This window comes from Streptomyces cinerochromogenes, from assembly GCF_014648635.1.
Classification (GTDB): domain Bacteria; phylum Actinomycetota; class Actinomycetes; order Streptomycetales; family Streptomycetaceae; genus Streptomyces; species Streptomyces cinerochromogenes.
Genome location: NZ_BMRM01000007.1, coordinates 100,320 through 125,239, shown reverse-complemented (window position 1 = coordinate 125,239; position 24,920 = coordinate 100,320). Strand labels below are relative to the sequence as shown.

Sequence of the window (24,920 nt, the reverse complement as noted above, 5' to 3'; positions counted from 1 at the left end):
CGGGGGCGTCATCCCTTCACGGCGCCGTCGGTCAGACCGCTGACAGCCTTGCGTTGCAGGAAGATGAAGAGGATCAGGATGGGCAGCGCGAACAGGGACGAGGCGGCCATGGTGGCGCCCCAGTCGTCGCCGAAGGCGGTCTGGAACTGGGACAGCCACAGCGGCAGGGTCTGCTTCTCGACGTCCTTGTTGAGGATCAGGACGAGCGGGAACTCGTTCCAGGCGGTGATGAAGCCGAACAGCGAGGTCGCCATCAGGCCGGGCGCGAGCAGCGGGAAGATCACCTTGACGAAGGCCTGGATGCGGGTGCACCCGTCGACCATCGCCGACTCCTCCAGCTCCTTGGGCACGGCGGCGACGTAGCCGCGCAGGGTGAGGATGGTCAGCGGGAGCACCATCATCGTGTAGAAGACGGTGAGCGGGACCAGGCTGTCCAGCATGTCGTTGTCCCGGACGATCATGTAAATGGCGATGATCATGACCTCCCAGGGGGCCATCTGCGCCAGCATGAACGTCACGATGAGACCGCGCCGCCCCCGGAACCGCATCCGCGCCAGGGCGAAGGCCGCGAACAGGGCGATGACGAGGGAGAACAGGACCGACAGGGCCGTCACGGTGACGGAGTTGAGGACCAGGGTCCAGAAGTGGTCGGCGTCGACGGCCTTCTTGAAGTGCGCGAGGGTGGCGTCGGTCGGGAACCACACCGGGTCGTCGGCGATGATGTCGCCGGTCGGTTTGAAGGCCGTGGCGAACATCCAGTAGACGGGGAACACGAAGCCGGCGAAGAGGACGACGGCGGTCGCGTTGGGCCAGATACGGCCGAGAAGCGAGCGCTTCACAGCTCGTCCTCCTCTTGCTTGAGCACCATGCGCAGGTAGTACGAGGTGATGGCGAGCAGGACCAGGATGGTCAGGAAGGAGATCGCCGCGCCGAGCCCGAAGTGCTGGTTGCCGACGCCCTCGACGTAGGCGTAGATCGGCAGGGTCTCGGTGAGGTGGTCGGGGCCGCCCTGGTTCATCGCGAAGATCTGCGCGAACGCCTTGAACACCCAGATGACTTCGAGGAACGTCGTGGCGTACAGGAACGGCCGCAGGAAGGGCAGGGTCACCGAGGTGAAGCCCTTCCAGGCGCCGGCGCCGTCCAGGGAGGCGGCCTCGTACAGCTCCCGGGGGATCGTGGTGGTGGCCGCGTAGAGGTTGATCGCCACGAAGGGTATGGACTGCCAGACGATCAGCAGGGTGACCACGGCGAAGGTGGAGAACTGGGTCTCCAGCCAGTTGTGGTCGGCCATCGAGTGCCAGCCGAGCTTGTCCAGCACCCAGTTGACGACGCCGAAGCGCTGGGCGAACAGCCACTGGTAGACGGTGGTGGCCGCGATGACCGGCATGGCCCAGGCGAGGACGAGGCCCACCAGGAGCAGCAGCCGCATCTTCCTGCCGAGGCGGGCCAGCAGCAGCCCGACCAGCGTGCCGATCGTCATGATCAGTACGACGTTGACGGCGGTGAAGACGACGGAGCGCTCGACGACGTGCCAGAAGTCCCCGCCGCTGAGCACCTCCCGGTAGTTGTCGACGCCGTTCCACTCGGTGAGGTGCTGGATGAGCTGGCGCGGGTTGAGGTTCTGGAACGACAGCATGCCGTTCTTGACCAGGGGCCAGCCGAGCAGCACCACGGTGGCCAGCAGCGCGGGCAGCAGGAGCAGGTAGGGGGTGGCGGCGCGGCGCCGGGACGGGGCGCCGGTGCTGCGGCTGTCACCGCGCGGCGGGGCCGGCACCCGGGCCTTGCGGACAGCGGGCTCCCCGGCCGTGTCCGTGCCTTCGGTCTGCACTGACATGAGTTGCCATCTCTTCCGTGGCCGTACGGACGACACAGGTGAGCCGGGGGCGCGAGCGCGGCGCCCCCGGCGCGGTCATCAGTTCTGCTGGGCCAGGCGCTTGTTGATCTCGTTCTCGACCTGCTGGGCGGCGTCCGCCGGGGACTTTCCGTTCAGCACGGCCGTCATGTACGACTTGATCGGGTTGGGGGTGTTCTCCACCGCGCCCCACTCGGGGATCAGCGGGGTGGTGCCGCCGACGGCGGCACCGGGGGCGATGGCCTCGGCGACGACGTTGCCCTTGAGGTTGGTCTCCAGGGACTTCTTGTTCGGGATGACGCCGTTGAGCTTGGCCAGTTCGCCCTCGTACTGGTCGGACAGGGCGATCTTCAGGAACTCCTTGGCCAGGGCCTGCTTCTTGCTGCCCTGGGCGACGGCGAGGTTGGAGCCGCCGAGGAAGACGCTCTCGGGCTTGGCCGCGGTCTCGCCCGGGATGGGGAAGTAGCCGAGGTCCTTCTCGATGGCCTTGTTGGCGGTGACGGCCGTACCGGCCTCCCAGCCCATGCCGATGAACGCGCCGGTCTTGCCCTTGGCGAAGACCTCCGCCTGCTGCGGGGTGGCCTCGTCCTTGCCCTTGGGGGCCTTGGAGTAGGACTGGTACTTCTTGTAGATCTCCATGGCCTTGGCGACCTTGGGGTCGCCGAGGTTGGAGACGTACTTGTCGCCCTGCTTCTTCACCAGGTCGGCGCCCTGCCCGATGGTCAGGCCGTCGAAGAAGTACCAGTTCTGGCCGGGCAGGTAGATCGGCTCGGCGTCGGTCTTCTTGCCGATGGTCTCCAGGTCCTTGAAGAACTCGTCCCGGGTCTTCGGGGTGTCCTTGATGCCGGCCTTGGCCCAGATCTTCTTGTTGTAGATGACGACGCGGCTGGTGAAGTACCAGGGCGCGGCGTACTGCTTGCCGTCGTAGACGGAGGACTGCGAGACCGACGGCGTCCAGTCGGCGCCGATCTCCTCCTTCAGGTCGCCCAGGTCGGCGAGGCCGCCGGTGGCCGCGTAGGCCGGGGTCTGGGTGTTGCCGACCTCCAGCACGTCCGGCGGGGTGGACTCGGAGAGGGCGGTGGTGATCTTCTGCTGGATCCCGTCCCACTTCTGCGTCTCGAACTTCAGCTTCGCGCCGGTCTTCTTCTCGAAGGCGGCCGTGACGTCCTTGACCCACTGGTCCGGCGTGGAGCCGTCCATCGCCCAGACCGTCAGGGTCTGGCCCTTGAAGCTGTCCGGTCCCGCGTTCTTGCCGCTGTCGTCGTCGTCCCCGCCGCACGCCGACACGGAGACCATCATGCCCGCGATCACGATCGCGGCCGCAAGCTTGCGCTTCACGCCACCCTCCTCAGGGATGCCACTAACCCCCCACGCCCTCGGCGGTGACCTGCGTACGACGCTGTTGCACGTAGGGCTCGGGACCTGGCCACTAATGGTGTAGACCAGTACGGTGGAGCTTGGCCTAGACCTTTTGGAGTGTCAAGGGTGGTTCGGGAAGCCGGCGGCGGCCGTTACGAGAAAGTCACCGGAGCGCGTCCGTCCGCATTCCGTCCCTTTCGCCCGGACCGTTCAGTTGGACTAGACCATACGGGAGTTGGTCGCTATAACGGGAGCCCATCGACACAGCCGGGAAGGCAGGCATGACCACCGACGTCAGCAGCGCCCAGCCGCACAGGGGGGCGTCCGGCCGCACCGCGCGCGTGCCGAAGTACTACCGGATCAAACAGCAGCTGCTCACCATGGCCGAGGCGCTGCAGCCCGGTTCGGCCATGCCCGCGGAACGTCTGCTCGCCGTCCGGTTCGACACCTCGCGGACCACCGTCCGGCAGGCGCTCCAGGAACTCGTCGGCGAGGGCCGGCTCGACCGGATCCAGGGCAAGGGCACCTTCGTCGCCCAGCCCAAGCTGTACCGCACGCTCCAGCTCACCTCGCACACCGAGGACATGCGGGCGCAGGGCCTCACGCCCGCCTCGCAGGTGCTGGACATCGCGGAGGTGCCCGCGGACCAGAAGCTGGCGGGCCTGCTCGGCATCGGGATCGGCGAGAAGGTGCTGCGCATCGAGCGGCTGCGGCTGGCCAGCGGCGACCCGATGGCGATCGAGACGACCCACCTGTCCGTACGGCGCTTCCCCGGCCTGCGCCGCTCCCTCGCCGTCTACCCCTCGCTGTACACGGCGCTCGCCGAGGTGTACGGCGTCCATCTCGCCGAGGCCGACGAGACCATCGAGACCTCGCTGTCGACGCCGCGCGAGGCCCAGTTGCTCGCCACCGACGTGGGCCTGCCGATGCTGCTGCTGTCCCGGCACTCACGGGACGCGCAGGGCTCCCCGGTGGAGTGGGTCCGCTCGGTGTACCGGGGCTCCCGCTACAAGTTCGTGGCCGCCCTGCGCCGCCCGGGCGGCCCGGTGGTCCGGCGCAGACCTGCCCCGCCGGACCCGGACGGACTCGGCGTCACCCCTGCGTGAGCGTGATGTCCTGGTTGCTCACCGCGTGGAAGGCGGGCAGCAGGATGATGCCCGAGGGGCGCAGCTCGGTGAGGGTGGCCTCCACATGCGCCGCCCCCGCCTTCACCGCCTCCCCCGAGACCTTGCCGGAGTTCTCCCAGCGGTGCTCGGCGCCGTCGCAGCGGGCGGCGCCGCCGCCGATGCCGTGCTTGAGGCGGGCGTCGCCCTGGCTGAGCGAGGAGCTGACGAACACCGGTCCGCTGCCGGCGGTGCAGCGGTAGGTGCCGGAGAGCGTCACCGTGCCGTCGGGCGCGATCCGGCCGACCGGGTCGACGGTGACCAGCTCGGTGGGGTCGGCACAGGCCGGGGCGACGGCGGCGCACAGCAGGGCCGCGGCGCCGAGGGCCGAGGCGACGACGGGGCGTACGGGCATGGGGTACCTCCCGGTTGAAGGGGTTCGAGGGCTTCACTCGTACCCGGCGGCCGGGTCGGCGGGCGGGAGCGTCACCCCATCGGTGGCGCGTCATGAAACCGAACGGGCCAGGTCACGCGGGGGACGGCCGGAGGGCGCCGGGGCGCTACGGCAGTACGGCGAACCCGTCCAGCTCCACCAGCGCCCGCTCGTCCCACAGCCGTACGACCTCCACGACGGCCATCGCGGGATAGTCGCGGCCCGCCGACTCCCGCCAGATCCGGCCCAGTTGCCGCGCGTGGGCGCGGTACACGGCGACGTCGGTGGCGTAGACGGTGACCCGGGCGAGGTCCGCGGGGGTGCCGCCGGCCGCGCGCAGGGCGGTGAGGAGGTTGCCGAGGGCCCGCTCGAACTGCTCGGGCAGGGTCTCGCCGGTGATCCTGCCGTCGGCGCCGAGGGCGGTCTGGCCCGCGAGGAACACCACGCGGGAGCCGGTCGCGACGACGGCGTGCGAGAAGCCCGTGGGCGGGGACAGCTCGGGCGGGTTGACGCGGTCGGTCGTCACCGGTCCTCCTTCTGGGCCGCGGCGTACAGCTCCTTGGCGATGATGCTCCGCTGGACCTCGCTGGCGCCCTCGTAGATACGGGGCGCGCGCACCTCGCGGTAGAGGTGTTCGAGGAGGTGGCCGCGGCACAGGGCACGGGCCCCGTGCAGCTGGACGGCGGTGTCGACGACGTACTGCGCGGTCTCGGTGGCGAGCAGCTTGGCCATCGCGGCGCGCCGGGGGACGTCGGCGGCTCCCGCGTCGTGGGCCGCTGCCGCCGCGTACACCATGAGCCGGGCCGCCTCGGTGCGCAGGGCCATCTCGGCGACCTGGTGGGACACCGCCTGGAGGTCCATCAGCCTGCCGTGGAAGGCCTCGCGGCCGCGGGTGTGGGCGACGGTGGCGTCCAGCGCGGCCTGGGCCATGCCGACGGCGAAGGCGCCGACGCTGGGGCGGAAGAGGTTGAGGGTGCCCATGGCGACCGCGAAGCCGCGGTCGGGCTCGCCGAGCAGGTCGGCGGGGGTGACGGGCACCGCGTCGAAGCCGAGGGCGCCGATGGGGTGCGGCGAGATCATCTCCAGCGGGCTGCCGGTGAGTCCGGGCCGGTCGGCCGGGACCAGGAAGGCGGTCACGCCGCGGGCGCCGGCGCCGGGGGTGGTGCGGGCGAAGACAGTGTAGAAGTCGGCCTCGGGAGCGTTGGAGATCCAGCACTTGGCGCCGGTGAGCCGCCAGCCGTCGCCGTCGGGCTCGGCGGCCAGGGACAGCGCCGCCGCGTCCGACCCGGCGCCGGGCTCGCTCAGCGCGAAGGCGGCGACCGCGCTGCCGTCGGCGACCCGGGGCAGCCAGCGCTCGCGCTGCGCCGGGGTGCCGTGGGCGTGCACCGGGTGGGCGCCCAGGCCCTGCAGGGCGAGGGCGGTCTCGGCCTCGGTGCAGGCCTGGGCCAGGGACTCCCGCATCAGGCACAGCTCCAGCGCACCGGAGCCGAACAGCCGGGCGAGCAGGCCCAGTCGGCCCAGTTCGGCGAGGAGCGGCCGGTTGACGCGGCCGGGTTCGCCGCGGCCGGCGAGCGGACGCAGGCGTACGGCGGCCAGCTCGCGCAGCTCGGCACACCAGGCGGTCTGCTCCGGTCCGAGCGAGAATGCGGACACGGCCGGTCCTCCCTCCGGGGGCACCTCCGGGGCGGGCCCCCCTGCCTTCCTACCCGCCCGACGTTATCGCGCACAGTTGACTGCCGTCACCAACACGATACGCTGGGAATCCCCCTCCGGGGGAGCGCGAGCCCACCAGGAAGCCCGTTCGGACATCCGTCCCGGACGTCCCGGACCTCTGTCACGGCAAGGGGGCGGACCGCCATGCATCTCTCGGCCCACGTGGACACGTTCGCGCGCGACCATCTCCCCCCGCCCCACGAGTGGCCCGAGCTGCGGTTCGACCTGCCGGAGCTGCGGTACCCCGACCGGATGAACTGCGCCGCCGAGCTCCTCGGCCACGCCGACCCGGCCCGCCCGGTGTTCCGCACCCCGGACGGCCCCGTCTGGACGTACGGCGAACTGCGCGCCCGGGTCGACCGGATCGCGCACGTGCTCACCGGCTCCCTGGGCGTGGTCCCGGGCAACCGGGTGCTGCTGCGCGGCCCCACCACCCCCTGGCTCGCCGCCTGCTGGCTGGCGGTGCTGAAGGCGGGAGCGGTCGCGGTCACCGTGCTCGCCCAGCAGCGCCCGCACGAGCTGGCGACCATGTGCGAGATCGCCCGGGTGGGGCACGCGCTGTGCGACATCCGGGCGGTGGACGACCTGGCGAAGGCCGCGATACCCGGGCTGCGCATCACCACGTACGGCGGCGACACACCCGACGACCTCCTGCGCCGCCCGGCCCCCGCCGGCCCCTACGCGGCGGTGGACACCGCGTCCGACGACGTCGCCCTGATCGCGTTCACCTCCGGCACCACGGGCCGCCCGAAAGGGTGCATGCACTTCCACCGGGATGTGCTGGCGACAGCCGACACCTTCTCACGGCATGTGCTGCGCCCCCATGAGGACGATGTGTTCACCGGCAGTCCCCCGCTGGGCTTCACCTTCGGCCTGGGCGGGCTGGTGGTCTTCCCGATGCGGGCCGGGGCCAGCACGCTCCTCCTCGAACACGCGGGCCCCCGGCAGCTGCTCCCGGCCATCGCCGAGCACCGCGTCTCGGTCCTCTTCACCGCGCCCACCGCCTACCGCGCCATGCTGGACGATCTGGCCGGGCACGACATCTCGTCCCTCAGACGCTGCGTGTCGGCCGGCGAGAACCTGCCCGCGGCCACCTGGCGGGCCTGGCACGACCGCACCGGCCTCGGCATCATCAACGGCATCGGCGCCACCGAGCTGCTGCACATCTTCCTCTCCGCGGCCGACGCGCACGCACGGCCCGGAAGCACGGGCCTGCCGGTGCCGGGCTGGCAGGCCCGTGTCCAGGACGCCGACGGCAAGCCGGTGCCCGACGGCGAGCCCGGCCTGCTCGCCGTACGCGGCCCGGTCGGCTGCCGCTACCTCGCCGACCCGCGGCAGCGGGAGTACGTCCGGGGCGGCTGGAACATCACCGGCGACACCTACGTCCGCGACGCCGACGGCTACTTCCGCTACGTGGCCCGCGCCGACGACATGATCATCTCCTCGGGGTACAACATCGCCGGTCCGGAGGTGGAGGAGGCGCTGCTGCGCCACCCGGACGTGGCCGAGACGGCGGTCGTCGGCCGCCCCGACGAGGTCCGCGGGCAGATCGCGGTGGCCTACACGGTGCTGCGCGCCGGAGCCCGTCCCGACCCGGAGGCACTGCGTGCGTTCCTCACCCGTGAGCTGGCCCCGTACAAGTGCCCGCGCTCCTTCGTCTTCCTCGACGCGCTGCCCCGCACCGCCACCGGCAAGCTCCAGCGGTTCCGGCTGCGCACCGAAGGTGACCAGCAGTGATGCCGACGACCTAAAATGATCAACGTGTCCGAGCAGCACGCCCCCAGGTCCCTCATCGTCACGCTCTACGGCGCGTACGGCCGCTTCATGCCCGGCCCGGTGCCCGTCGCCGAGCTGATCCGGCTCCTGGCCGCGGTCGGGGTGGACGCGCCCTCCGTGCGTTCCTCGGTGTCCCGGCTCAAACGGCGCGGCCTGCTGCTGCCGGCCCGCACGGAGTCCGGCGCCGCCGGGTACGAACTGTCCGCCGAGGCCCGCCAGTTGCTGGACGACGGCGACCGGCGCATCTACGCGGGCACGCCCGTGGCCGACGAGGGCTGGGTGCTCGCGGTGTTCTCGGTCCCCGAGTCGGAGCGGCAGAAGCGGCACGTGCTGCGCTCCCGGCTGGCCGCCCTGGGCTTCGGCACGGCGGCCCCCGGGGTGTGGATCGCCCCGGCCCGGCTGTACGAGGAGACGGAGCACACCCTGCGCCGGCTGCGCCTCGACCCGTACGTCGACTTCTTCCGCGGTGAGCACCTGGGCTTCGCGGCCACCGCCGAGGCGGTGGCCCGCTGGTGGGACCTGGCCGCGATCGCCAAGGAGCACGAGCGCTTCCTGGACGTGCACGCGCCGGTCCTGCGCGCCTGGGAGCGGCGCACCGACACCCCGCCCGAGGAGGCCTACCACGACTACCTCCTCGCCCTCGACTCCTGGCGCCACCTCCCCTACACCGACCCCGGCCTGCCCACCCGCCTCCTGCCCGCCGGCTGGCCCGGCGTCCGCTCGGCGGAGGTCTTCCGGGGGCTGCACGAGCGGCTGCGGGACGCGGGCGCCCGGTTCGCGGGGCTGTGACACGCCCCTCGGCCGCCGGGGCGGCGGGCCTCAGCCGCCGAGGGAGAGCCGGGGCTTGGGGGCGTCGGTGCGGCCGGTCCTCGGCGGCCGGCTGCCGGCCCGGTAGGGAGCGGGCCAGGTGACGCCCGGGCCCTCGTAGCCCTGCTCGGCCGCCGCGTGCAGGGTCCAGTGCGGGTCGTACAGGTGGGGCCGGGCCAGCGCGCACAGGTCGGTACGGCCCGCGAGGATCAGGGAGTTGACGTCGTCCCAGGAGGAGATCGCACCGACCGCGATCACCGGGACGCGGACCTCGTGCCGGATCCGGTCGGCGAACGGCGTCTGGTACGACCGCCCGAACTCCACTCGCTCCTCGGCGACCACCTGCCCGGTGGAGACGTCGATGGCGTCGGCGCCGTGCGCGGCGAAGGCCCGGGCGATCTCGACGGCGTCCTCGGCGCTCGTCCCGCCCTCCGTCCAGTCGGTGGCCGAGATCCGCACGGTCATCGGCCGCTCGGCCGGCCACACCCCGCGTACGGCGTCGAAGACCTCCAGCGGGAAGCGCAGCCGCCGCTCCAGCGGGCCGCCGTAGGCGTCGGTGCGCCGGTTGGTGAGCGGGGAGAGGAAGCCGGAGAGCAGATAGCCGTGGGCGCAGTGCAGTTCGAGCAGGTCGAAGCCGGCCCGGGCGGCTCGCCAGGCGGCGGCCGCGAACTGCTCGCGGATATCGGTGAGCTGGGCGCGGGAGAGTTCGCGCGGGGTCTGGCCGCCCGGCCGGTACGGCAGCGGGGAAGCGGCGACGAGGGGCCAGTTGCCGGTGGGCAGCGGTTCGTCCATGCCCTCCCACATCAGTCGGGTGGAGCCCTTGCGGCCGGAGTGCCCGAGCTGGACGCCGATCGCGGTGCCCGGGGCCTGGCGGTGCACGAAGTCGGCGACGCGCCGCCACGCCTCGGCCTGCCGCCCGGTGTAGAGGCCGGCACAGCCGGGGGTGATCCGGCCCTGCTCGCTGACGCACACCATCTCGGTCATCACCAGGCCCGCCCCGCCGAGGGCGCGGGCGCCCAGGTGGACGAGGTGGAAGTCGCCGGGGACGCCGTCGGTGGCGGAGTACATGTCCATCGGCGACACCACGACCCGGTTGCGCAGGGTCAGTCCGCGCAGCCGGAACGGCGTGAACATGGGGGGCGTGCCGGGCGGGCAGCCGAACTCGCGCTCCACGGCCCCGGTGAAGCGGGCGTCGCGCAGCCGCAGGTTGTCGTGGGTGACGCGGCGGCTGCGGGTGAGCAGGTTGAAGGCGAACTGGCGGGGCGGCTGGCGCAGGTACAGCCGGAGGTTCTCGAACCACTCCAGGCTGGCCCGGGCGGCCCGCTGGGTGGAGGCGACGACGGGTTTGCGCTCCTCCTCGTAGGCCGCGAGCGCGCTCGGTACGTCCGGCTGTTCGCGCAGGCAGGCGGCGAGGGCGAGGGCGTCCTCCACGGCGAGCTTGGTGCCGGAGCCGATGGAGAAGTGGGCGGTGTGGGCGGCGTCGCCGAGCAGGACGGTGTTGCCGTGCGACCAGCGGTCGTTCACCACCGTGCGGAAGGTGGTCCAGGCGCTGTTGTCGGAGCGCAGGGGGCGTCCGCGGAGGGCCTCCGCGAAGACCTTGGCGCAGCGTTCGACGGATTCCCGCGGGGGGAGCTCGTCGAGTCCGGCCGCCCGCCAGACCTCCTCGCGCATCTCGATGATCACGGTGGAGGCGTCGGCCGCGTAGGGGTAGCCGTGCAGTTGCATCACGCCGTGCTCGGTCTCGGCGATCTCGAAGCGGAAGGCGTCGAAGGCGAAGTCGGCGGCGAGCCATATGTAGCGGCAGTGGTGTTCGGCCACATGGGGGCGGAACACATGGGCGTATGTCTCACGGGTGGGGCTGTGCACACCGTCGGCGGCGACGACGAGGTCGTACTCGGCGGAGAGGACGTCCGGGTGGGGGGCCTCGGTACGGAAGACGAGCCGCACGCCGAGTGCGCGGCACCGTTCGTGCAGGATGGCCAGGAGCCGGTGCCGGCCCAGCGCGGCGAAACCGTGCCCGCCGGAGCGGTGGCGTACGCCCCGGTGCACGACGTCGATGTCGTCCCAGCGGACGAAGTCCTGCCGGAGCGCCTCGTGGACGACGGGGTCGGCGTGTTCGATGCCGCCGAGGGTCTCGTCGGAGAGGACCACGCCGAAGCCGAAGGTCTCGTCGGGGGCGTTGCGCTCCCAGACGGTGACGTCACGGCCGGGGTCGAGGCGTTTCAGCAGGGCTGCCGCGTAGAGCCCGCCGGGGCCGCCGCCGATGACCGCCACGCGCATGAGGAATCACCTTCCCTGCCACTTCGGCGGGCGCTTCTCCGTGAAGGCCGCGTGGAACTCGGCGTAGTCCTCGCCGTTCATCAGGAGGGCCTGGGTGGAGGCGTCCAGCTCCACCGAGGCCGCCAGCGGCATGTCCAGTTCGGCCGTGAGCAGCGCCTTCGTCTGGGCGTGGGCCAGGGCCGGGCCGTCGGCCAGGCGGCGGGCCAGTTCGGCGGCCGCCTCGTCCGCGCGGCCCTCCTCCGCCAGCTCGCTGACCAGGCCGATGCGCTCGGCCTCGGGGGCCCGGACCGGGTCGCCGAGCATGAGCAGGCGGGTGGCGTGGCCGAGGCCGACGACCCGGGGCAGCAGGTAGGCCGCGCCCATGTCGCCGCCGGACAGGCCGACCCGGGTGAAGAGGAAGGCGAAGCGGGCCGAGGGGTCCGCGACCCGGAAGTCGGCCGCGAGGGCGAGGACGGCCCCGGCGCCGGCGGCCACCCCGTGCACCGCGGCGACCACCGGGAACGGGCACTCCCGGATGGCGCGGACGACCTGGCCGGTCATCCGGTTGAAGTCGAGCAGCTGGGCGGTGTCCATGGCCAGCGTGGCGCCGATGATCTCGTCCACGTCGCCGCCGGAGCAGAAGCCGCGGCCCTCGCCGGCCAGCACCAGGGCGCGTACCGCCCGCTCCCGGGACAGTTCGGCGAGCAGGTCCCGCAGGTCGGCGTAGGCGCCGAAGGTGAGGGCGTTGAGTTTCTCGGGCCGGGCGAGGGTGACGGTGGCCACCCCGTCGGCGATCCGGACCCGCAGGTGCTCCCAGTCGGCGGTGCGGGTGGCGGAACCGGTGAAGGGACTCATGACGTGCGGCCTCCTAGCGCGGCGGTGCCGTACGTTGCACTGTCCCTCGAAGTTATCACTTGTTTGTGACTGCCGTCACGGGGGCGCGACAGACGGGCGTGACCGGCCGGGTTCCGTCACTCGGTCACCGGTTGTCGACAGCGCCGTAACAGTGGGGGCGCGCAGGAGAGGCGGGGCGCCCGGCCGGGTAGGCCGCCGGTACCGGGACGGGGGTCCCGGGCGAAGCCCGCCGCCGGTCCGCGGTGGCCGGGCCCGTACCATTCCTACAGTCGAAAGCAGGACAGCCTGCTCCATGAACGGACTCGCCTTGCACGAACGCCCTTCCGCATCGGCCTCCTGGCGCATCGCGCTGCCGCACACCACCGCGGCGGTGCCCGTGGCGCGTGCCCTGGTGCGCACGGCGCTCACCGAGGTGGAGCACGCGGCCGACTGCGACACGGCGGAGCTGCTGACCGCCGAACTGGTGGCCAACGCGGTGGAGCACACCGCCGGGCGCGGCCCGATCGAGCTGGTGGTGGAGCTCGCGCCGACCGGCTGCCAGGTCGAGGTGCACGACCCGGACCCGGCGCCGCCCGGCCATCTGACCCGGCCGGTGGTCGAGGAGCCCGACGTCTGGCAGGAGGGCGGGCGCGGGCTGCTGCTGATCCGCGCCCTCAGCTCCTCCTGCGGTCACCGCCCCACCCCGTCGGGCAAGGCGGTGTGGTTCAGACTGCCTGCGGTTCCCGCTCAGCGGCGGCCGGTGTGACCTCGTCCGGCGCGGCCGTGGCGAGCGTGGAGTGCCGGCGGCCGTAGGCGGCGTAGACCAGCAGGCCCACCGCGAGGAACACGGCGAACTGGAGCCAGGTCCGCCAGCCGGTCTCGTACATCAGGTACAGGCAGAAGGCGACGCCGAGCAGCGGGGCCACGGGGTAGAGCGGCACCCGGAAGCTGCGGGCGAGGCCCGGTTCGCGGCGGCGCAGGGCGATCACCGCGATGTTGACGACGGCCATGATGGCGAGCGTGCCGATGGTGCACAGGTTCATCACGGCGTCGAGGGAGGCGAAGGCCGCCGGGACCGCGAAGACGACCGCCACGATCAGCGTGCCGGCGACCGGCGTGGACGTCCGCGGGGAGACCTTCTCGAAGACGCGCGGGATCAGGCCGTCCCGGGACATCGACATCAGGATGCGCGTCTGGCCGTACATCACCGCGAGGACGACCGAGGCGATGGCGACGACCGCGCCGAAGGCGATGACACCGCCGCCGACGGCGGAGCCGGTGACCTCGTTGACGACGTAGGACAGGGCGGCGGGGCGGCCGGCGACCTGGTCGCCGCCGATGGCGCCGATCGCGGCGAGCGCGACCGCGCAGTACAGCAGGGTGACCAGGCCCATGCAGACGAGGATCGCGACCGGGATGTCCCGGCGCGGGTTCTTCGCCTCCTCGCCGGCGGTGGTGATCGCGTCGAAGCCGATGTAGGAGAAGAACGCGGCGGTGGTGCCCGCGCCGATGCCGCCGAGTCCGGCCGGGGAGAACGGGGTGAGGTTGCCGTCCTTGAAGGCGCTGTAGCCGATGACGCAGAAGGCGAGCAGGATCACCAGCTTCACGGCGGCCATGGCGGCCGTGGCCCGGGCGCTCTCCCGCACCCCGCGCACCAGCAGCACGGAGGCCATGGCGATGACGAGCACGGCGGGCAGGTTGACGACGCCGCCGTCGCCGGGGCCCGCGGACAGGGCGGCCGGCAGCTGGACGCCGGTGAGGCTGTGCAGCAGCTCGTTGACGTACTCGCTCCAGCCGACGGCGACGGCCGAGATGGAGATGCCGTACTCCAGCAGCAGGCACCAGCCGACGAGGAAGGCGGTGGACTCGCCGAGGCCGGCGTAGGCGAAGGAGTACGAGGAGCCGGAGACCGGGATCGCGCCGCCCAGCTCGGCGAAGGAGAGGGCGGTGAAGACGCAGGTGATCGCGGCGAGGACGAAGGAGACGACGACGGCCGGGCCGGCCTGGGCGACGGAGTCGGAGAGGCCGACGAAGATGCCGGTGCCGACGATGGCGCCGACGCCGAAGCAGATGAGCTGGAAGAGGCCCATGGTGCGCTTCAGGCCGTGGCCCTCGCGGTCGGCTCCGGATTCGGCGACGAGCAGGTGCGGGGACTTGATGCGGGGAGCGGGCATGCGGGTGGTGCTCGTTTCTGGTGGTGCGGGCGCCGGTCGTGCCGGCGCGGCGACGGCCGCGGAATGGGTGGTTCCGGGCCGCCGGTCAGGATAAGGCCTGGTGAGGCGGGTCAGGCAAGGGTTTCCCGGGCGAGTGTGGCCACCAGCACCGCTTTGATGGTGTGCAGGCGGTTCTCGGCCTCGTCGAAGACGACGGAGTGGGCGGACTCGAAGACCTCGTCCGTCACCTCCAGCGAGGTGAGGCCGTGGGTCGCGTGGATCTGCCGGCCCACGGTGGTGCCGAGGTCGTGGAAGGCCGGCAGGCAGTGCAGGAACTTCACGTCCGGGTTGCCGGTGGCGCGGAGCACGTCCATGGTCACGGCGTAGGGGGCCAGGGCCGCGATCCGCTCGTCCCACACCTCCATCGGCTCGCCCATGGACACCCAGACGTCGGTGGCGACGAAGTCGGCGCCCGCGACGCCCTCGGCGACGTCGTCGGTGAGCGTGACGCGGGCGCCACTGGAGGCGGCGAGCGCCTGGGCACGGTCGACGATCTCCGGGGCGGGCCAGTAGGTCTTCGGGGCGACGATCCGGACGTCCATGCCGAGCAGGGCGCCGGTGACCAGGTAGGAGTTGCCCATGTTGAAGCGGGCGTCGCCCAGGTAGGCGAAGGAGATCTTCCGCAGCGGCTTGGCGCTGTGCTCGGTCATGGTGAGCACGTCGGCGAGCATCTGGGTGGGGTGCCAGTCGTCGGTGAGGCCGTTGTAGACGGGCACGCCGGCGTGCGCGGCCAGCTCCTCGACCTTGGCCTGGCTGTCCCCGCGGTACTCGATGGCGTCGAACATCCGGCCGAGCACCCGGGCGGTGTCCCTGACCGACTCCTTGTGCCCGATCTGCGAGCCGGCGGGATCGAGGTAGGTGGTGTGGGCGCCCTGGTCGGCCGCGGCGACCTCGAACGCGCAGCGGGTGCGCGTCGAGGTCTTCTCGAAGACCAGCGCGATGTTCCGGCCGCGCAGGTACGGCGTCTCGGTCCCGGCCTTCTTGGCGGCCTTCAGCTCGGCTGCCAGCTCGACCAGGCCGCGGAACTCCTCCTCGGTGAAGTCCAGCTCCTTGAGGAAGTGGCGGCCGGCGAGGGCGGTCGGGACTGTCGCCATGGCGGGACGCTCCAGGGGTACGACTACGGGGGACTATGGAAGTCTATACGACCCTTCACATTTCTATACGGCGTCTCGCTGGACGGGACAGCTCATGCACCGCGGACCGCCCCGGCCCCGGCCCAGCTCGCTGCCCGGGATCTCTATCACCTCGATGCCCTCCTTGCGCAGATGCGTGTTGGTGGTGGAGTTCCGCTCGTAGGCGACGACGACACCGGGTTCGACGGCGAGCACGTTGCAGCCGTCGTCCCACTGCTCGCGCTCGGCCGCGTGCACGTCCTGGGTGGCGGTCAGCACCCGGATCTCACCGAGGCCGAGCGCGGCGGCGATCGCGCGGTGCATGTGCTCCGGGGGGTGGTCGGTGACCTTCAGCTCGCGTTCGCCGACCCCCGGCTCGATGGTGTACGAGCGGAGCATGCCGAGGCCCGCGTACTGGGTGAAGGTGTCGCCGTCGACCATGGTCATCACCGTGTCGAGATGCATGAAGGCGCGCCGCTTGGGCATGTCGAGCGCGACGATGGTGCGCGCCGAGCCGGCCGCGAACAGCTTGTGCGCCAGCATCTCCACGGCCTGCGGGGTGGTGCGCTCGCTCATGCCGATCAGCACGGCGCCGTTGCCGATCACCAGGACGTCACCGCCCTCGATGGTGGAGGGGTAGTCGGCCTGCCCCCGGGACCACACGTGGAACGTCTCGTCACGGAACAGCGGGTGGTGCCGGTAGATCGCCTCGAAGTGGACGGTCTCGCGCTGCCGGGCGGGCCAGCGCATGGCGTTGATGGAGACGCCGTCGTATATCCACGCCGAGGTGTCCCGGGTGAACAGGTGGTTGGGCAGCGGGGGGAGCAGGAAGTCGTCCAGCTCCATGACGTGGAAGCGGACCGAGACCGGCTCCGCGTGGCCGGCCAGGAACTCCCGCTTGGTCATGCCGCCGACCAGGGCCTCGGCCAGCTCCCCCGGGGTCATCCGGTCGAAGGCGGCACGCAGGTGGTCGGTGGCGAGGGGACCGTACTCCTTCTCGTCGAAGACGCGGTCCAGGACGAGGGTGCGGGCCTGCGGGAGCGCCAGGGTCTCGGCGAGCAGGTCCCCGAAGAGGTGGACCTCGACCCCGCGGTCGCGCAGGACGTCGGCGAACCCGTCGTGCTCGGCGCGCGCCCGGCGCACCCAGAGCACGTCGTCGAAGAGCAGGGCGTCCTTGTTGCTGGGGGTGAGCCTTTTGAGCTCCAGATCCGGCCGGTGCAGGATGACGCGGCGCAGCCGCCCGGCCTCGGAGTCGACATGGAATCCCATGCCTCCATCCTGACCACCGGGGCGGCGCTTCACCCGCCGCTCGGTGGTTTCCGCGCCACGCGTTCCCGTGCTCCCGGCGGCCGTCCCCCGGGACGGACGGGCCGGAAGCGCTCCGGAAGCGGGCGGAGGCTGTCGGCGGAAGCGCCCGCGGGGCTTTGCTGGGGACGTGAACAGATCAGCCGATGCCGGTCGGCGGGAGTGCCGGCCCCCGCTCGTCCACCCGCCGCAGGAAGTCCTCGACCGCCGACAGGTCGGTCCGCTCCAGCTCGTCGGCGCGGATGACGACGCGCAGCTCGGGACAGACGGCGGGATCCTGGGCGAGGCTGCGGGTGAAGGTCTCCACGATCAGCAGCAGCAGCTGGGTGCGGTCGAGTTCGACCAGACGGGACAGACCCGCGCCGATCAGCGGTGTCGCCACCGGTTTGAACAGCCCGTACCGGGCGACCGCCGGCCACAGGTGCTCCAGGCTCAGCCGCAGGTCGGCTGGGGCGGACCGGGCCCGCAGGTCGTTGCCCAGCCGGGAGTAGGCGAGGGCGAAGACCCGGCGCTTGCCGACCGGGACGGCCACCGCCGTACCGACGGGATAACGGGTGCGGCGGCCGCGGCGCTTGGCCCGGACGCTCTCCGTGGCCAGCGGGGTGACGTCCTTCAGCCCCCGGCGCAGGGCGGCGTCCAGCAGCCGGTGCCGGCCCTCGAAGAGGCGGTCGACCAGCTGGCCCTGCACGCTCTCCCGGCTGATCACGACGTCGTCGGTGAAGGTGTCGAAGGTGTCGGAGAAGCCCACGACCAGGTTGGCGTCCTCCTGGTCGAACAGGTCGCCGCGCAGCACGACGACGTCCACCCGCAGCCCGCGCAGGGTGTGGCGCAGCAGTTCGTCGCCGTGCCGCTCGCGCAGCCGGGCGTTCAGCCGGGCCAGGGTGGCGGCGGCCTCGGGGTCGTCGGGCCGCTCCCGGACCGTCTCCTCGGCCACCGGCAGGGCGAGGTCGTAGCGGCCCAGCGCGGTGTGGCAGGCGACCAGTTCGCGCAGCGCGGTCTCCCTGAGCCGGTTCAGCCGCCGCACGGTGGCGTCCGCGAACTCCTCGTCCTGCGCCTCGGCGAGCGGCCGGCCGCGCCAGAGCCCCAGGGCGTCCGTGAGCAGCCGGACGGCCGAGGCCGGTGTCGCGTGCAGCGCGTCGCCCACCAGGCGGGTGAACTCGGCGCTGTCCAGTTCCTCGTCGGACAGGTCCAGCCGGTAGGTGCTCTCCGCCCCGCGTGCGGTCGGCAGTTGCCCGGTGCGGACGATCCGCGTGCCGTGGCCCGCCCCGGCCCGGTCGAAGGCGCGCCGCAGCTCCAGGATCCGCTTCTGCACCTCGTTGCGGTTGCGCAGGTCCTGGTGGGGCAGGTCCACGGTCTGCTGCCAGACGTCCCGGTAGAGCCGGCGCGCGGTCACGGTCCCGCCCTCGGCGGCGACCAGGCGGACCAGCAGACGTGCCGTGAGCGGGGTGAGGTGTACCGGAGTGCCGTTCACGGCCAGCCGGACCGGACCCAGGACGCTCACACGGACGCGCGGTGGCCGGGTCTGCACGCGCCTCGCCCCCTCCGCCGCGTGACGTCCCGTCATCTGTGCGGTCAGCGTACCAAGGGCCCCTGGAGGCAAGCATGCGGTTGACCGGCTCGCGCCCGCCGTCCGGTTCCGTCCGGCGCCGGCTCCCGCGGTCGTGGCGCGGGCGGCGGGTGTTCACGGGCAGTGTGCTGGCGGCCTTCGGCGGGGTCTCGGCCGTCGTGCAGTTCGCCGGCCAGCTGTTCCCGGGCGTCGTCTCCCGGCCCGGGCCGGTACTGGCCGCCTCGGTGGCCCTGTGCCTGGCCTGGGGGCTGGTCCGGGCGCGTCCGCAGGCCGCCGTGCGGCAGGAGTTCGTGCGTCCCGGCATGACGGTGGTGGTCGAGGAGGGCGACCTGTTCGACCAGCCCGGGCATCTGGTGGTGGGGTTCACCGACACCTTCGACACCCTGGTGGACGACGGTGTCGTCATCAACGACGGCAGTGTGCAGGGACAGTTGCTCGCCCGCCGGTACGCGGGGGACGCCGGCCGGCTGGACGCGGAGCTGGCCGCCGCGCTGGCGGGAGTGGCTCCGGTGGCGTGGGAGAGCCCGCGGGACAAGCCGCGGGGCAAGCGGGCACGGTATCCGATCGGTACGGTCGCCGTCCTCGGCACCCGGCCCGACCTGGTCTTCGGCGTCGCCTACAGCAGGATGGGCAACGACTGCGTCGCCTCGTCCGGCGTCGAGGACCTGTGGCTGGGCCTCGGCCGGCTGTGGGACGCGGTCCGCCTCCACGGCCAGCTGGAGCGCCTCACCATGCCGCTGACCGGCGCGGGCCTCGCCCGGCTGCACGACCTGGACGAGGACAGCCTGCTGCGGCTGATCCTGCTGTCGTTCGTCGTGCACTCCTGGGAGCGGCGGGTCTGCCGCGAGCTGCGGGTGGTGGTCCGCCCCGGTGAGCTGGGGCGGATCGACCTGCCGGAGACCGGCGCCTTCCTGGCCGGCCTCGCGGCGGGCGCCCGGCGCCACACCTGACCTGGCCGCCGGCCGCACACCGCTGAGCGGTACGGGCCCCTCCCCCGGCCGTGGACGACCACCGGGCCCGTACCGCGGTTCAGCGGGGCGCCTCAGCGGGCCGGGGACGCGCCCCGTCCGCTGCGGCCGTACGCCGACAGATGGCGGTACGGCCAGGTCTGGAGCCAGTCGGAGCGGGTGTCGTCCACCGTGCAGCCCGCCAGCCTCAGCCGCTGGGCGATCTTGCGCAGGGCGGTCTCCGAGCCGTCGAACTTGATGACGTTCCGGCCCGCGATGTCGGCGATCGGGCGCAGCGCGCCGACCTCGACCATCAGCGTGCGCTCCGGGTAGGCCATCAGCACCATGCCCAGCTCGATCAGCACGTTCGGCCGGGGCTGCCCGGTCGGCTCGGTCTCGTACGGCGGCTCGGTCGGGCCCCGCAGCTCCGGGTGGAGCTGGACGAGGTCGTCCGGGGTGAGCAGGACGAGGGCCGCCTGGGCCTGGTCGGGGGCCTTGGCGACGACCTCGCCGAGGAAGGGCGCCGTCTTGCCGGTGGCCCGGACCAGGTCCTCCCACTCCAGCGGGTGCAGGTCGAGCAGGCGCAGCAGGTCGAACATCTTCACCCGCACCTCCTCGTCCCGCCCGTGGACGACGAACACGTTGCGGCGGCGGTCCGGGGAGGGGCCGGAGGGGTCCTGGTCCTCGTGGGCGCGGCCGGCGGAGGCGGGCGCGGGAGGGGTGCCGTAGAAGTTCTGCGTGCCCGAGTTGGTGGTGTTGCCGTTGCCGGTGACGAAGCTGTTGCGGCTGCCGAAGTCGTTCCGGCTCCCGTAGTCGCTGCTGTTGCCGCCCGTGGGTGTGTGCGTCATGCCGATCCCGTCCCCTTGGCGCCCTGGGAGCCGCCGAACTGGTTCTGCGTACCCGAGTTGGTGGTGTTGTTGTTGCCGTTCACGAAGCTGTTGTTGTGCCCGTAGGCGTTGAGGATGTTCGTCTGGCGGGCCTCGTGCTCCGTCAGGTCCACGTTGTGCTCGTACAGGAAGTCACGGACCGTCTGCAGGAGTTGGCGCTCCACGATCTGGGTGTACTTGATCGTGTCCGTCTCCTGGAAGAAGTGGTGGAAGGTGGCGCTGGTCGCCATCTCCCGCACGCTGGTGACGGCCCCGCGGTTCAGCATGGCGTCCGCGTAGCGGCCGAGGCCGAACTCGCTGCTGTCGGCTGGCTGCGGCACCCGGATCCGGTTCCTGCGCCAGGGCAGCAGCTCGGACAGCTGGGAGCCGGCCTTGCCGCGCAGGGGCCGCACCGCGGACCCGGACGATCCCCTCAGGGTGTGCCAGGCGAGTTTGAGCAGCAGCCCGCCGTCCAGGGCGGCGGGCAGCCGGTCCACGAGCCGGAAGCTCTTCTTGATCGGCCCCAGCACGTACGAGTAGAACTCGCTGTGCAGGGTGTTGCCCTTGAGGTCGAAGCCCACGAACGCCGTGGTGACCAGTTCCTGGTCCCAGGACCCGACCCGGATGCACAGGTACGACCGTCCCGCGTCGTAGGTGTCGTCCCTGGGGCCGTCGAGCTGGTCCAGGGTCGGCTCCGTCACCCCGCGGAGCGTCGTGACGGCCGTGGTGAAGGTGCTCTCCTCGACGGCGAGCCCGTCGATCCTCTCCTCCGGCCGGGTCTGGTCGCGCAGCCGGGCCGCCATGCGGCCGGCGACGTACTCGGTCATCTCCTCGACGGTGAAGGGGATGACCTCCTTGCGCTTCGGCTCCAGGCCGTTCACGCCCGGAACCGGGAGGGCGCCCGGCACGGGCTGTCCGTCGAACACGGGGAGCGGCGCGCCGATCAGCAGTTCGGCGTTGGACCAGCGGCGCACCTGCTCGCCGGCGCCCACGAAGGGCTTGTAGCCGCCGTAGCGGACCACGGTGCCGTCGGAGGCCTGCTCGCGCTTGATCTTGCTCACGAGGTCGGACGTCAGCTCGGGGTGCTCGGGGTACGCGCCGTCGAACCCGCTCGTCGCGCCCGGGGTGCCGGTGCCCGGCCGCAGCCGGCTGACCAGCAACTGGAGGGTGACGAGGCGCCGGAAGTACGCGGTGGCCCACAGCAGCCACAGCAGCACGAGCACCGCCGTGAACCCGTTCAGGAAGCCGACGGCCATGAGCACCCAGGTGAGGACGGCGCCCGCCGCGAGGACGGCCAGCCGCACGCGCTGCAGCCGGCGCGCCGCCAGGGCGTGGGCGAGCACGGGGACCGCGTCGTACCCGTACGACGGTGCGACCACCCGGTACCGGTGGGTCAGCAGTTCGCGGATGACGGCGGTGCGGTACACCGGGTCGAAGTAGGTGCCGGCGCACAGCAGCCGGGTGGCGTCGCTCGTGGCGTTCGGCGGAGCGGTGACGGTGACGGTGTCGGTCGACATGGTGGTTGCTCCGCTCTGCTCAGTCGGCCGAGGTCATCGAGGCCTGGGTGATGGTCCCGTCGACCACGGTGTACTGACCGCTGTACGACTTCTGCGTGCCGTCGGTCTGCTGGGCGAGGAGGTTCACCGAGACCGTGTCGCCGTCGACCGAGGTGATGGTGACGTCGTCCCGCTCGGTGGTGGTGAAGCCCGCCACGAACGAGCCGTAGGACGCGTCGAGGTTCTTGCCGCCCAGTTCCCAGGCCTTGTCGTAGTCGCGCCGGTTGATCGCGTCGAAGAACGCGGTCACCGTGTCGGCGGGACCGGACGTGCCGTACGTCGTCTCCGCGGTGGTCTCGGTTCCGTACGACGGGTACGCGTCCGTGGTCTCCGTGCCGTACGACGGGTACGCGTCCGACGTCTCCGTCCCGTACGACGGGTACACGTCCGACGTCTGTGTCCCGTAGCCGGGTGCCGACGGCATCGTGCCGTACCCCGGCGGGCTGACGTCGCCGTCGTCCGAGGACAGGTGGGACACGACGGCTATGAGCAGGATCAGCAGAAGGGGGATGCCGGCGATGAGCAGTGCGTGCGTGCGCTCCTGTCCGCCGGCGGGTAACAGGCTCGGCGGCTCGTAGGTGCCGTTCATGGTTCCTCGCAACTCCCGGCAGAGCGCCGGGGTCTCGCTTGTGCCGTCGGTATGACGACAGTCACTCTGCCCGACATCCGTCGGCCGGGAGCCGGTTTCGCGCTTCCGATGCGCTTCCGATCCCGCCGGGGCCCTCACGCGCCCGCCGGGCGGCTCAGATCGCGGTGCAGGGCACGGGCCACCGGCGGATGCGCGGGGGCAGCGTCACCGCCCAGCCGCCGCAGGCCAGCACCAGCCGCTCGGCGGTGAGCAGCGCGAGCGCCTCCCGTCCCACCGGGTCCAGCACGGCCACGGGGGTCGGCTCCAGGAGGCGGAGGAACGTGCCGAGCAGGCCGGGGTGGTCCAGGGTGAGCCGGACGGCCGTACCCCGGCGCCTGCGGTCCAGGACGGTGACGAAGTCCGGGCCGCGCCGGTGGTAGAGGACGCCGTGGGTGTGCTCCGTCCGCCAGGCTTCCAGCGCGCCGGGGTCCGCGGGGAGTTCGACGGGCGGCGGCAGATGGCGCAGCAGGGCGGGGTCGTACGACGGGGTGCCGGCGGCCCGCCAGCGCACGCTCAGGCCGTGGCCCTGGCACTCGCGCAGGAACCGCACCGCCTCCGCCGTCGCGCGCCCCGCCCCGCTCAGGTCCAGGGGCGCGGTGGCCTCGACCCGGCGCCCGGTGCGCCGGTGCGGCACGCCGCCGTCCGGCCCGCTCATCCGGACCCCTCCGGCAGCCGGACCGGCTCGCCCCAGGTCGGCAGGGAGACGCAGGTGGCGCCGTCGCGGAACAGCAGGCCCCGTCCGACGGCACGCCGGACCCAGGTCTCCAGGGCCTCCCCCGGCACCTCGTGGCCGCCGGCGGTCAGCAGCCGGTGCAGCGCGGGTACCGTCCGGCCGTCCTCCAGGTGGCGCAGGGCCGCGGCCTGCCAGCCGGTGAAGCGGTGGGTGGCGGGGGGCCGGCCGTGCCGCCGGTCGTGCACCAGCAGCTCGGCGCCGTCCTCCTCGAACAGCAGCCGGGAGTCCGCGTGCCCGGCCCGCCAGGCGGCCACCGCCTCCCGCAGCCGCCGCTCCACCGCGCCGCCGATCCCCGCGGGCTCGGTGTCGAACAGGTAGACCAGATCGGCGAGTTCGTCCTCGGGCAGGTCGTAGACGTGCTGGTACATCGCGGCCGGGCGGCGCTTGCCGAAGCCGAGGTCCGGGTCGGTGAAGTGCGGGCTGAACCGCTCCAGCTGGATGCGGTGGGCGCCGCTCGGCGGCTGGAGGTGGACAAGCGCCGGGAGCTGGTCGATGACCGGTGTGTAGTCGTCGTCGCGCTCGCCGGGGAAGCCGTAGAGCAGGTTCCATGAGCAGGTGAGGGCGTGGTTCTCGCACTCGCGCAGCGTGCGCACGTTGCGGGCGCCGGTGACGCCCTTGTCCATGAGGTCCAGGACGCGGCTGCCGAGGCTCTCGATGCCGGGCTGGATGTGCACGGTGCCGGAGTCGCCGAGGAGCCGGAGCTGGGCCGGGGTGAGGTTGGACTTGACCTCGTAGTGCAGCCGCAGGTCCCAGCCGCTGGCGGCCACGCGGGGCAGGAAGTCGCGGAAGTAGGCCATGTCGATGATGTTGTCGACGGTGACCACGTCGAGGATGCGGTGGCGGCGCACCAGCCGGTCGATCTCCGTCCACAGCCGCTCCCCCGGCTTGGCGCGGAAGGCCATGGCGGAACCGTTGAGCCCGCAGAAGGTGCAGTGGTGCTTCTCGCCCCACCAGCAGCCCCGGGCGCCCTCCACGACCAGCTTCGGGTGGAGGTACTCCTGGACCGGGGAGGCGTCCAGGGCTGCCTGCCACTGGTCGTAGTCGGGCGAGGGTATGTCGGCCGGGGCCACGGTCCGGCGGGTTTCCGTGTTGGCCCGTGACACCGGTCCGTCCCACCAGCACAGGCCGGGCACGTCCACCGGGTCGGTACCGGCGGCGAGGTGGCGTAACAGGGCGGGGAAGGCGTACTCGGCCTCGCCGCGGACCACGTGGTCCACGAAGGGGTGGTTGCGGTGCAGGGCGTGGCCCATGGGGCCGTCGCAGTTGCTGCCGCCGAAGACGACCGTCAGCCCCGGGCGTCTCCGTTTGAGCGCACGGGCCAGCGCGAGGGAGGGGACGTTCTGCATGAAGGTGCTGGTGAACCCGACCACGTCCGGGTCGGCCGCCAGGATCTCGGTGGCGCAGGCGTCGACGAAGCCGGCCGCGTACGGGCGCATCGCCAGCGCGGTGCCGACGGGGACGCCCCGGCCGGCCGCGTAGTCCCGCAGCCGGGCCGTGCCCCAGCCGGGGTCGTCGTAGAGGGCGCCGGAGAAGACCCAGTCGCCGAGGCCGTGGAAGATCGCGTCGCTGCCGACCTCCACGCAGTCGCCGGGCGTCAGCCGGCCGCCCGAGTGCTCCAGCAGGAACTCCGCCCAGCGCAGGGAGCCGTGGAACTCGGTGACCTCGTCGCCGGGGCGGGCCCGCCGCACGATCCGGTGGAGCAGGCCCAGTTGCAGCGAGGGCAGATCGAGGGGGTGCCACGGCATCGTGACCAGGTGGACGCGCATGCTCAGCGGGTCGGCCGCTTCTCCAGGATCGCCGGCCGGCGGGTGGTGCTCCGCCGGTCCTCCCGGACCACGACCTTCTTGATCTCCACGC

General features: G+C 72.4%; 22 protein-coding genes. 5 read left to right on the top strand and 17 right to left on the bottom strand.

What is annotated here, in order from left to right; genetic code table 11:
• Positions 1-8 precede the first annotated feature (8 nt).
• The 3 genes from IEZ20_RS15605 to IEZ20_RS15595 all read right to left on the bottom strand — a co-directional run bounded on the left by IEZ20_RS15605 (position 9) and on the right by IEZ20_RS15595 (position 3,190).
• Positions 9-839, bottom strand: coding sequence for a carbohydrate ABC transporter permease (locus IEZ20_RS15605; protein WP_189298709.1), 831 nt, complete (start codon positions 837-839; stop codon positions 9-11).
• Entirely contained in the window at positions 836-1,834 is a 999-nt protein-coding gene (locus IEZ20_RS15600; protein WP_189298707.1) for a carbohydrate ABC transporter permease, read from the bottom strand. Before IEZ20_RS15600 ends, IEZ20_RS15605 begins: the two co-directional genes overlap by 4 nt.
• Positions 1,835-1,912: 78 nt before the next feature.
• Positions 1,913-3,190: an extracellular solute-binding protein gene (locus tag IEZ20_RS15595; RefSeq protein WP_189298705.1), complete on the bottom strand. Its 1,278-nt coding sequence runs from the start codon at positions 3,188-3,190 to the stop codon at positions 1,913-1,915.
• 302 nt (positions 3,191-3,492) lie between these two features.
• Here IEZ20_RS15595 and IEZ20_RS15590 point away from each other — a divergent pair, with 302 nt between their 5' ends.
• Positions 3,493-4,317 carry a GntR family transcriptional regulator gene (locus IEZ20_RS15590; protein WP_189298696.1) on the top strand — a complete coding sequence of 275 codons (825 nt, stop codon included), beginning with the start codon at positions 3,493-3,495 and terminating at the stop codon, positions 4,315-4,317.
• Here IEZ20_RS15590 and IEZ20_RS15585 read toward each other — a convergent pair.
• From IEZ20_RS15585 to IEZ20_RS15575, 3 genes are all read right to left on the bottom strand, one after another.
• Positions 4,304-4,729: a DUF6299 family protein gene (locus IEZ20_RS15585; RefSeq protein ID WP_189298694.1), complete on the bottom strand. Its 426-nt coding sequence runs from the start codon at positions 4,727-4,729 to the stop codon at positions 4,304-4,306. The genes IEZ20_RS15590 and IEZ20_RS15585 overlap by 14 nt on opposite strands.
• 145 nt (positions 4,730-4,874) lie before the next feature.
• Positions 4,875-5,273, bottom strand: a complete 399-nt coding sequence (locus IEZ20_RS15580) for a RidA family protein (RefSeq protein WP_189298692.1) — start codon at positions 5,271-5,273, stop codon at positions 4,875-4,877.
• Positions 5,270-6,400, bottom strand: a complete 1,131-nt coding sequence (locus IEZ20_RS15575; protein ID WP_189298690.1) for an acyl-CoA dehydrogenase family protein — start codon at positions 6,398-6,400, stop codon at positions 5,270-5,272. Before IEZ20_RS15575 ends, IEZ20_RS15580 begins: the two co-directional genes overlap by 4 nt.
• A 102-nt stretch (positions 6,401-6,502) precedes the next feature.
• Here IEZ20_RS15575 and IEZ20_RS15570 point away from each other — a divergent pair, with 102 nt between their 5' ends.
• Together IEZ20_RS15570 and IEZ20_RS15565 are read left to right on the top strand one after the other, a co-directional pair.
• On the top strand, positions 6,503-8,197 hold the full coding sequence (locus tag IEZ20_RS15570) for an AMP-binding protein (RefSeq protein ID WP_373303936.1): 1,695 nt from the start codon (positions 6,503-6,505) through the stop codon (positions 8,195-8,197).
• 15 nt (positions 8,198-8,212) lie between these two features.
• Positions 8,213-9,025, top strand: a complete 813-nt coding sequence (locus IEZ20_RS15565; protein WP_189298686.1) for a PaaX family transcriptional regulator — start codon at positions 8,213-8,215, stop codon at positions 9,023-9,025.
• A 30-nt stretch (positions 9,026-9,055) separates the two neighbouring features.
• Here the strand turns inward: IEZ20_RS15565 and IEZ20_RS15560 are convergent, their stop codons facing one another.
• Positions 9,056-11,323, bottom strand: coding sequence for a bifunctional salicylyl-CoA 5-hydroxylase/oxidoreductase (locus IEZ20_RS15560; protein ID WP_189298684.1), 2,268 nt, complete (start codon positions 11,321-11,323; stop codon positions 9,056-9,058).
• A gap of 6 nt (positions 11,324-11,329) precedes the next feature.
• Positions 11,330-12,157, bottom strand: a complete 828-nt coding sequence (locus IEZ20_RS15555) for an enoyl-CoA hydratase family protein (protein WP_189298682.1) — start codon at positions 12,155-12,157, stop codon at positions 11,330-11,332.
• A 292-nt stretch (positions 12,158-12,449) separates the two neighbouring features.
• Here IEZ20_RS15555 and IEZ20_RS15550 point away from each other — a divergent pair, with 292 nt between their 5' ends.
• Positions 12,450-12,902: an ATP-binding protein gene (locus IEZ20_RS15550; protein WP_189298680.1), complete on the top strand. Its 453-nt coding sequence runs from the start codon at positions 12,450-12,452 to the stop codon at positions 12,900-12,902.
• Here the strand turns inward: IEZ20_RS15550 and IEZ20_RS15545 are convergent.
• The 4 genes from IEZ20_RS15545 to IEZ20_RS15530 all read right to left on the bottom strand — a co-directional run bounded on the left by IEZ20_RS15545 (position 12,862) and on the right by IEZ20_RS15530 (position 18,330).
• On the bottom strand, positions 12,862-14,310 hold the full coding sequence (locus IEZ20_RS15545) for an amino acid permease (protein ID WP_189298678.1): 1,449 nt from the start codon (positions 14,308-14,310) through the stop codon (positions 12,862-12,864). The two genes, IEZ20_RS15550 and IEZ20_RS15545, sit on opposite strands and share 41 nt — an antisense overlap.
• A 110-nt stretch (positions 14,311-14,420) precedes the next feature.
• Positions 14,421-15,443: an ornithine carbamoyltransferase gene (gene argF / locus IEZ20_RS15540; RefSeq protein ID WP_189298676.1), complete on the bottom strand. Its 1,023-nt coding sequence runs from the start codon at positions 15,441-15,443 to the stop codon at positions 14,421-14,423.
• A 63-nt stretch (positions 15,444-15,506) separates the two neighbouring features.
• Positions 15,507-16,730 carry an arginine deiminase gene (locus IEZ20_RS15535; RefSeq protein ID WP_189298674.1) on the bottom strand — a complete coding sequence of 408 codons (1,224 nt, stop codon included), beginning with the start codon at positions 16,728-16,730 and terminating at the stop codon, positions 15,507-15,509.
• Between the two features lie 175 nt (positions 16,731-16,905).
• Positions 16,906-18,330 carry an AfsR/SARP family transcriptional regulator gene (locus tag IEZ20_RS15530; RefSeq protein WP_189298672.1) on the bottom strand — a complete coding sequence of 475 codons (1,425 nt, stop codon included), beginning with the start codon at positions 18,328-18,330 and terminating at the stop codon, positions 16,906-16,908.
• A 38-nt stretch (positions 18,331-18,368) separates the two neighbouring features.
• Here IEZ20_RS15530 and IEZ20_RS15525 point away from each other — a divergent pair, with 38 nt between their 5' ends.
• The gene (locus tag IEZ20_RS15525; protein ID WP_229896082.1) at positions 18,369-19,283 is read left to right on the top strand and encodes a macro domain-containing protein; all 915 of its coding nucleotides are present in this window, start codon (positions 18,369-18,371) and stop codon (positions 19,281-19,283) included.
• Between the two features lie 92 nt (positions 19,284-19,375).
• Here IEZ20_RS15525 and IEZ20_RS15520 read toward each other — a convergent pair whose 3' ends face one another.
• The 5 genes from IEZ20_RS15520 to IEZ20_RS15500 form a co-directional block, all read right to left on the bottom strand.
• The gene (locus tag IEZ20_RS15520; RefSeq protein ID WP_189298670.1) at positions 19,376-20,128 is read right to left on the bottom strand and encodes a TIR domain-containing protein; all 753 of its coding nucleotides are present in this window, start codon (positions 20,126-20,128) and stop codon (positions 19,376-19,378) included.
• Entirely contained in the window at positions 20,125-21,663 is a 1,539-nt protein-coding gene (locus IEZ20_RS15515; RefSeq protein ID WP_189298669.1) for an AbeC-like domain-containing protein, read from the bottom strand. The genes IEZ20_RS15520 and IEZ20_RS15515 overlap by 4 nt, the downstream gene beginning before the upstream one ends.
• Positions 21,664-21,682: 19 nt before the next feature.
• Positions 21,683-22,291, bottom strand: coding sequence for a nuclear transport factor 2-like protein (locus IEZ20_RS15510; RefSeq protein ID WP_189298666.1), 609 nt, complete (start codon positions 22,289-22,291; stop codon positions 21,683-21,685).
• 154 nt (positions 22,292-22,445) lie between these two features.
• Positions 22,446-22,985, bottom strand: coding sequence for a DUF5825 family protein (locus IEZ20_RS15505; protein ID WP_189298664.1), 540 nt, complete (start codon positions 22,983-22,985; stop codon positions 22,446-22,448).
• Positions 22,982-24,829: a RiPP maturation radical SAM C-methyltransferase gene (locus IEZ20_RS15500; protein WP_189298661.1), complete on the bottom strand. Its 1,848-nt coding sequence runs from the start codon at positions 24,827-24,829 to the stop codon at positions 22,982-22,984. Before IEZ20_RS15500 ends, IEZ20_RS15505 begins: the two co-directional genes overlap by 4 nt.
• Between the last annotated feature and the right edge of the window lie 91 nt (positions 24,830-24,920).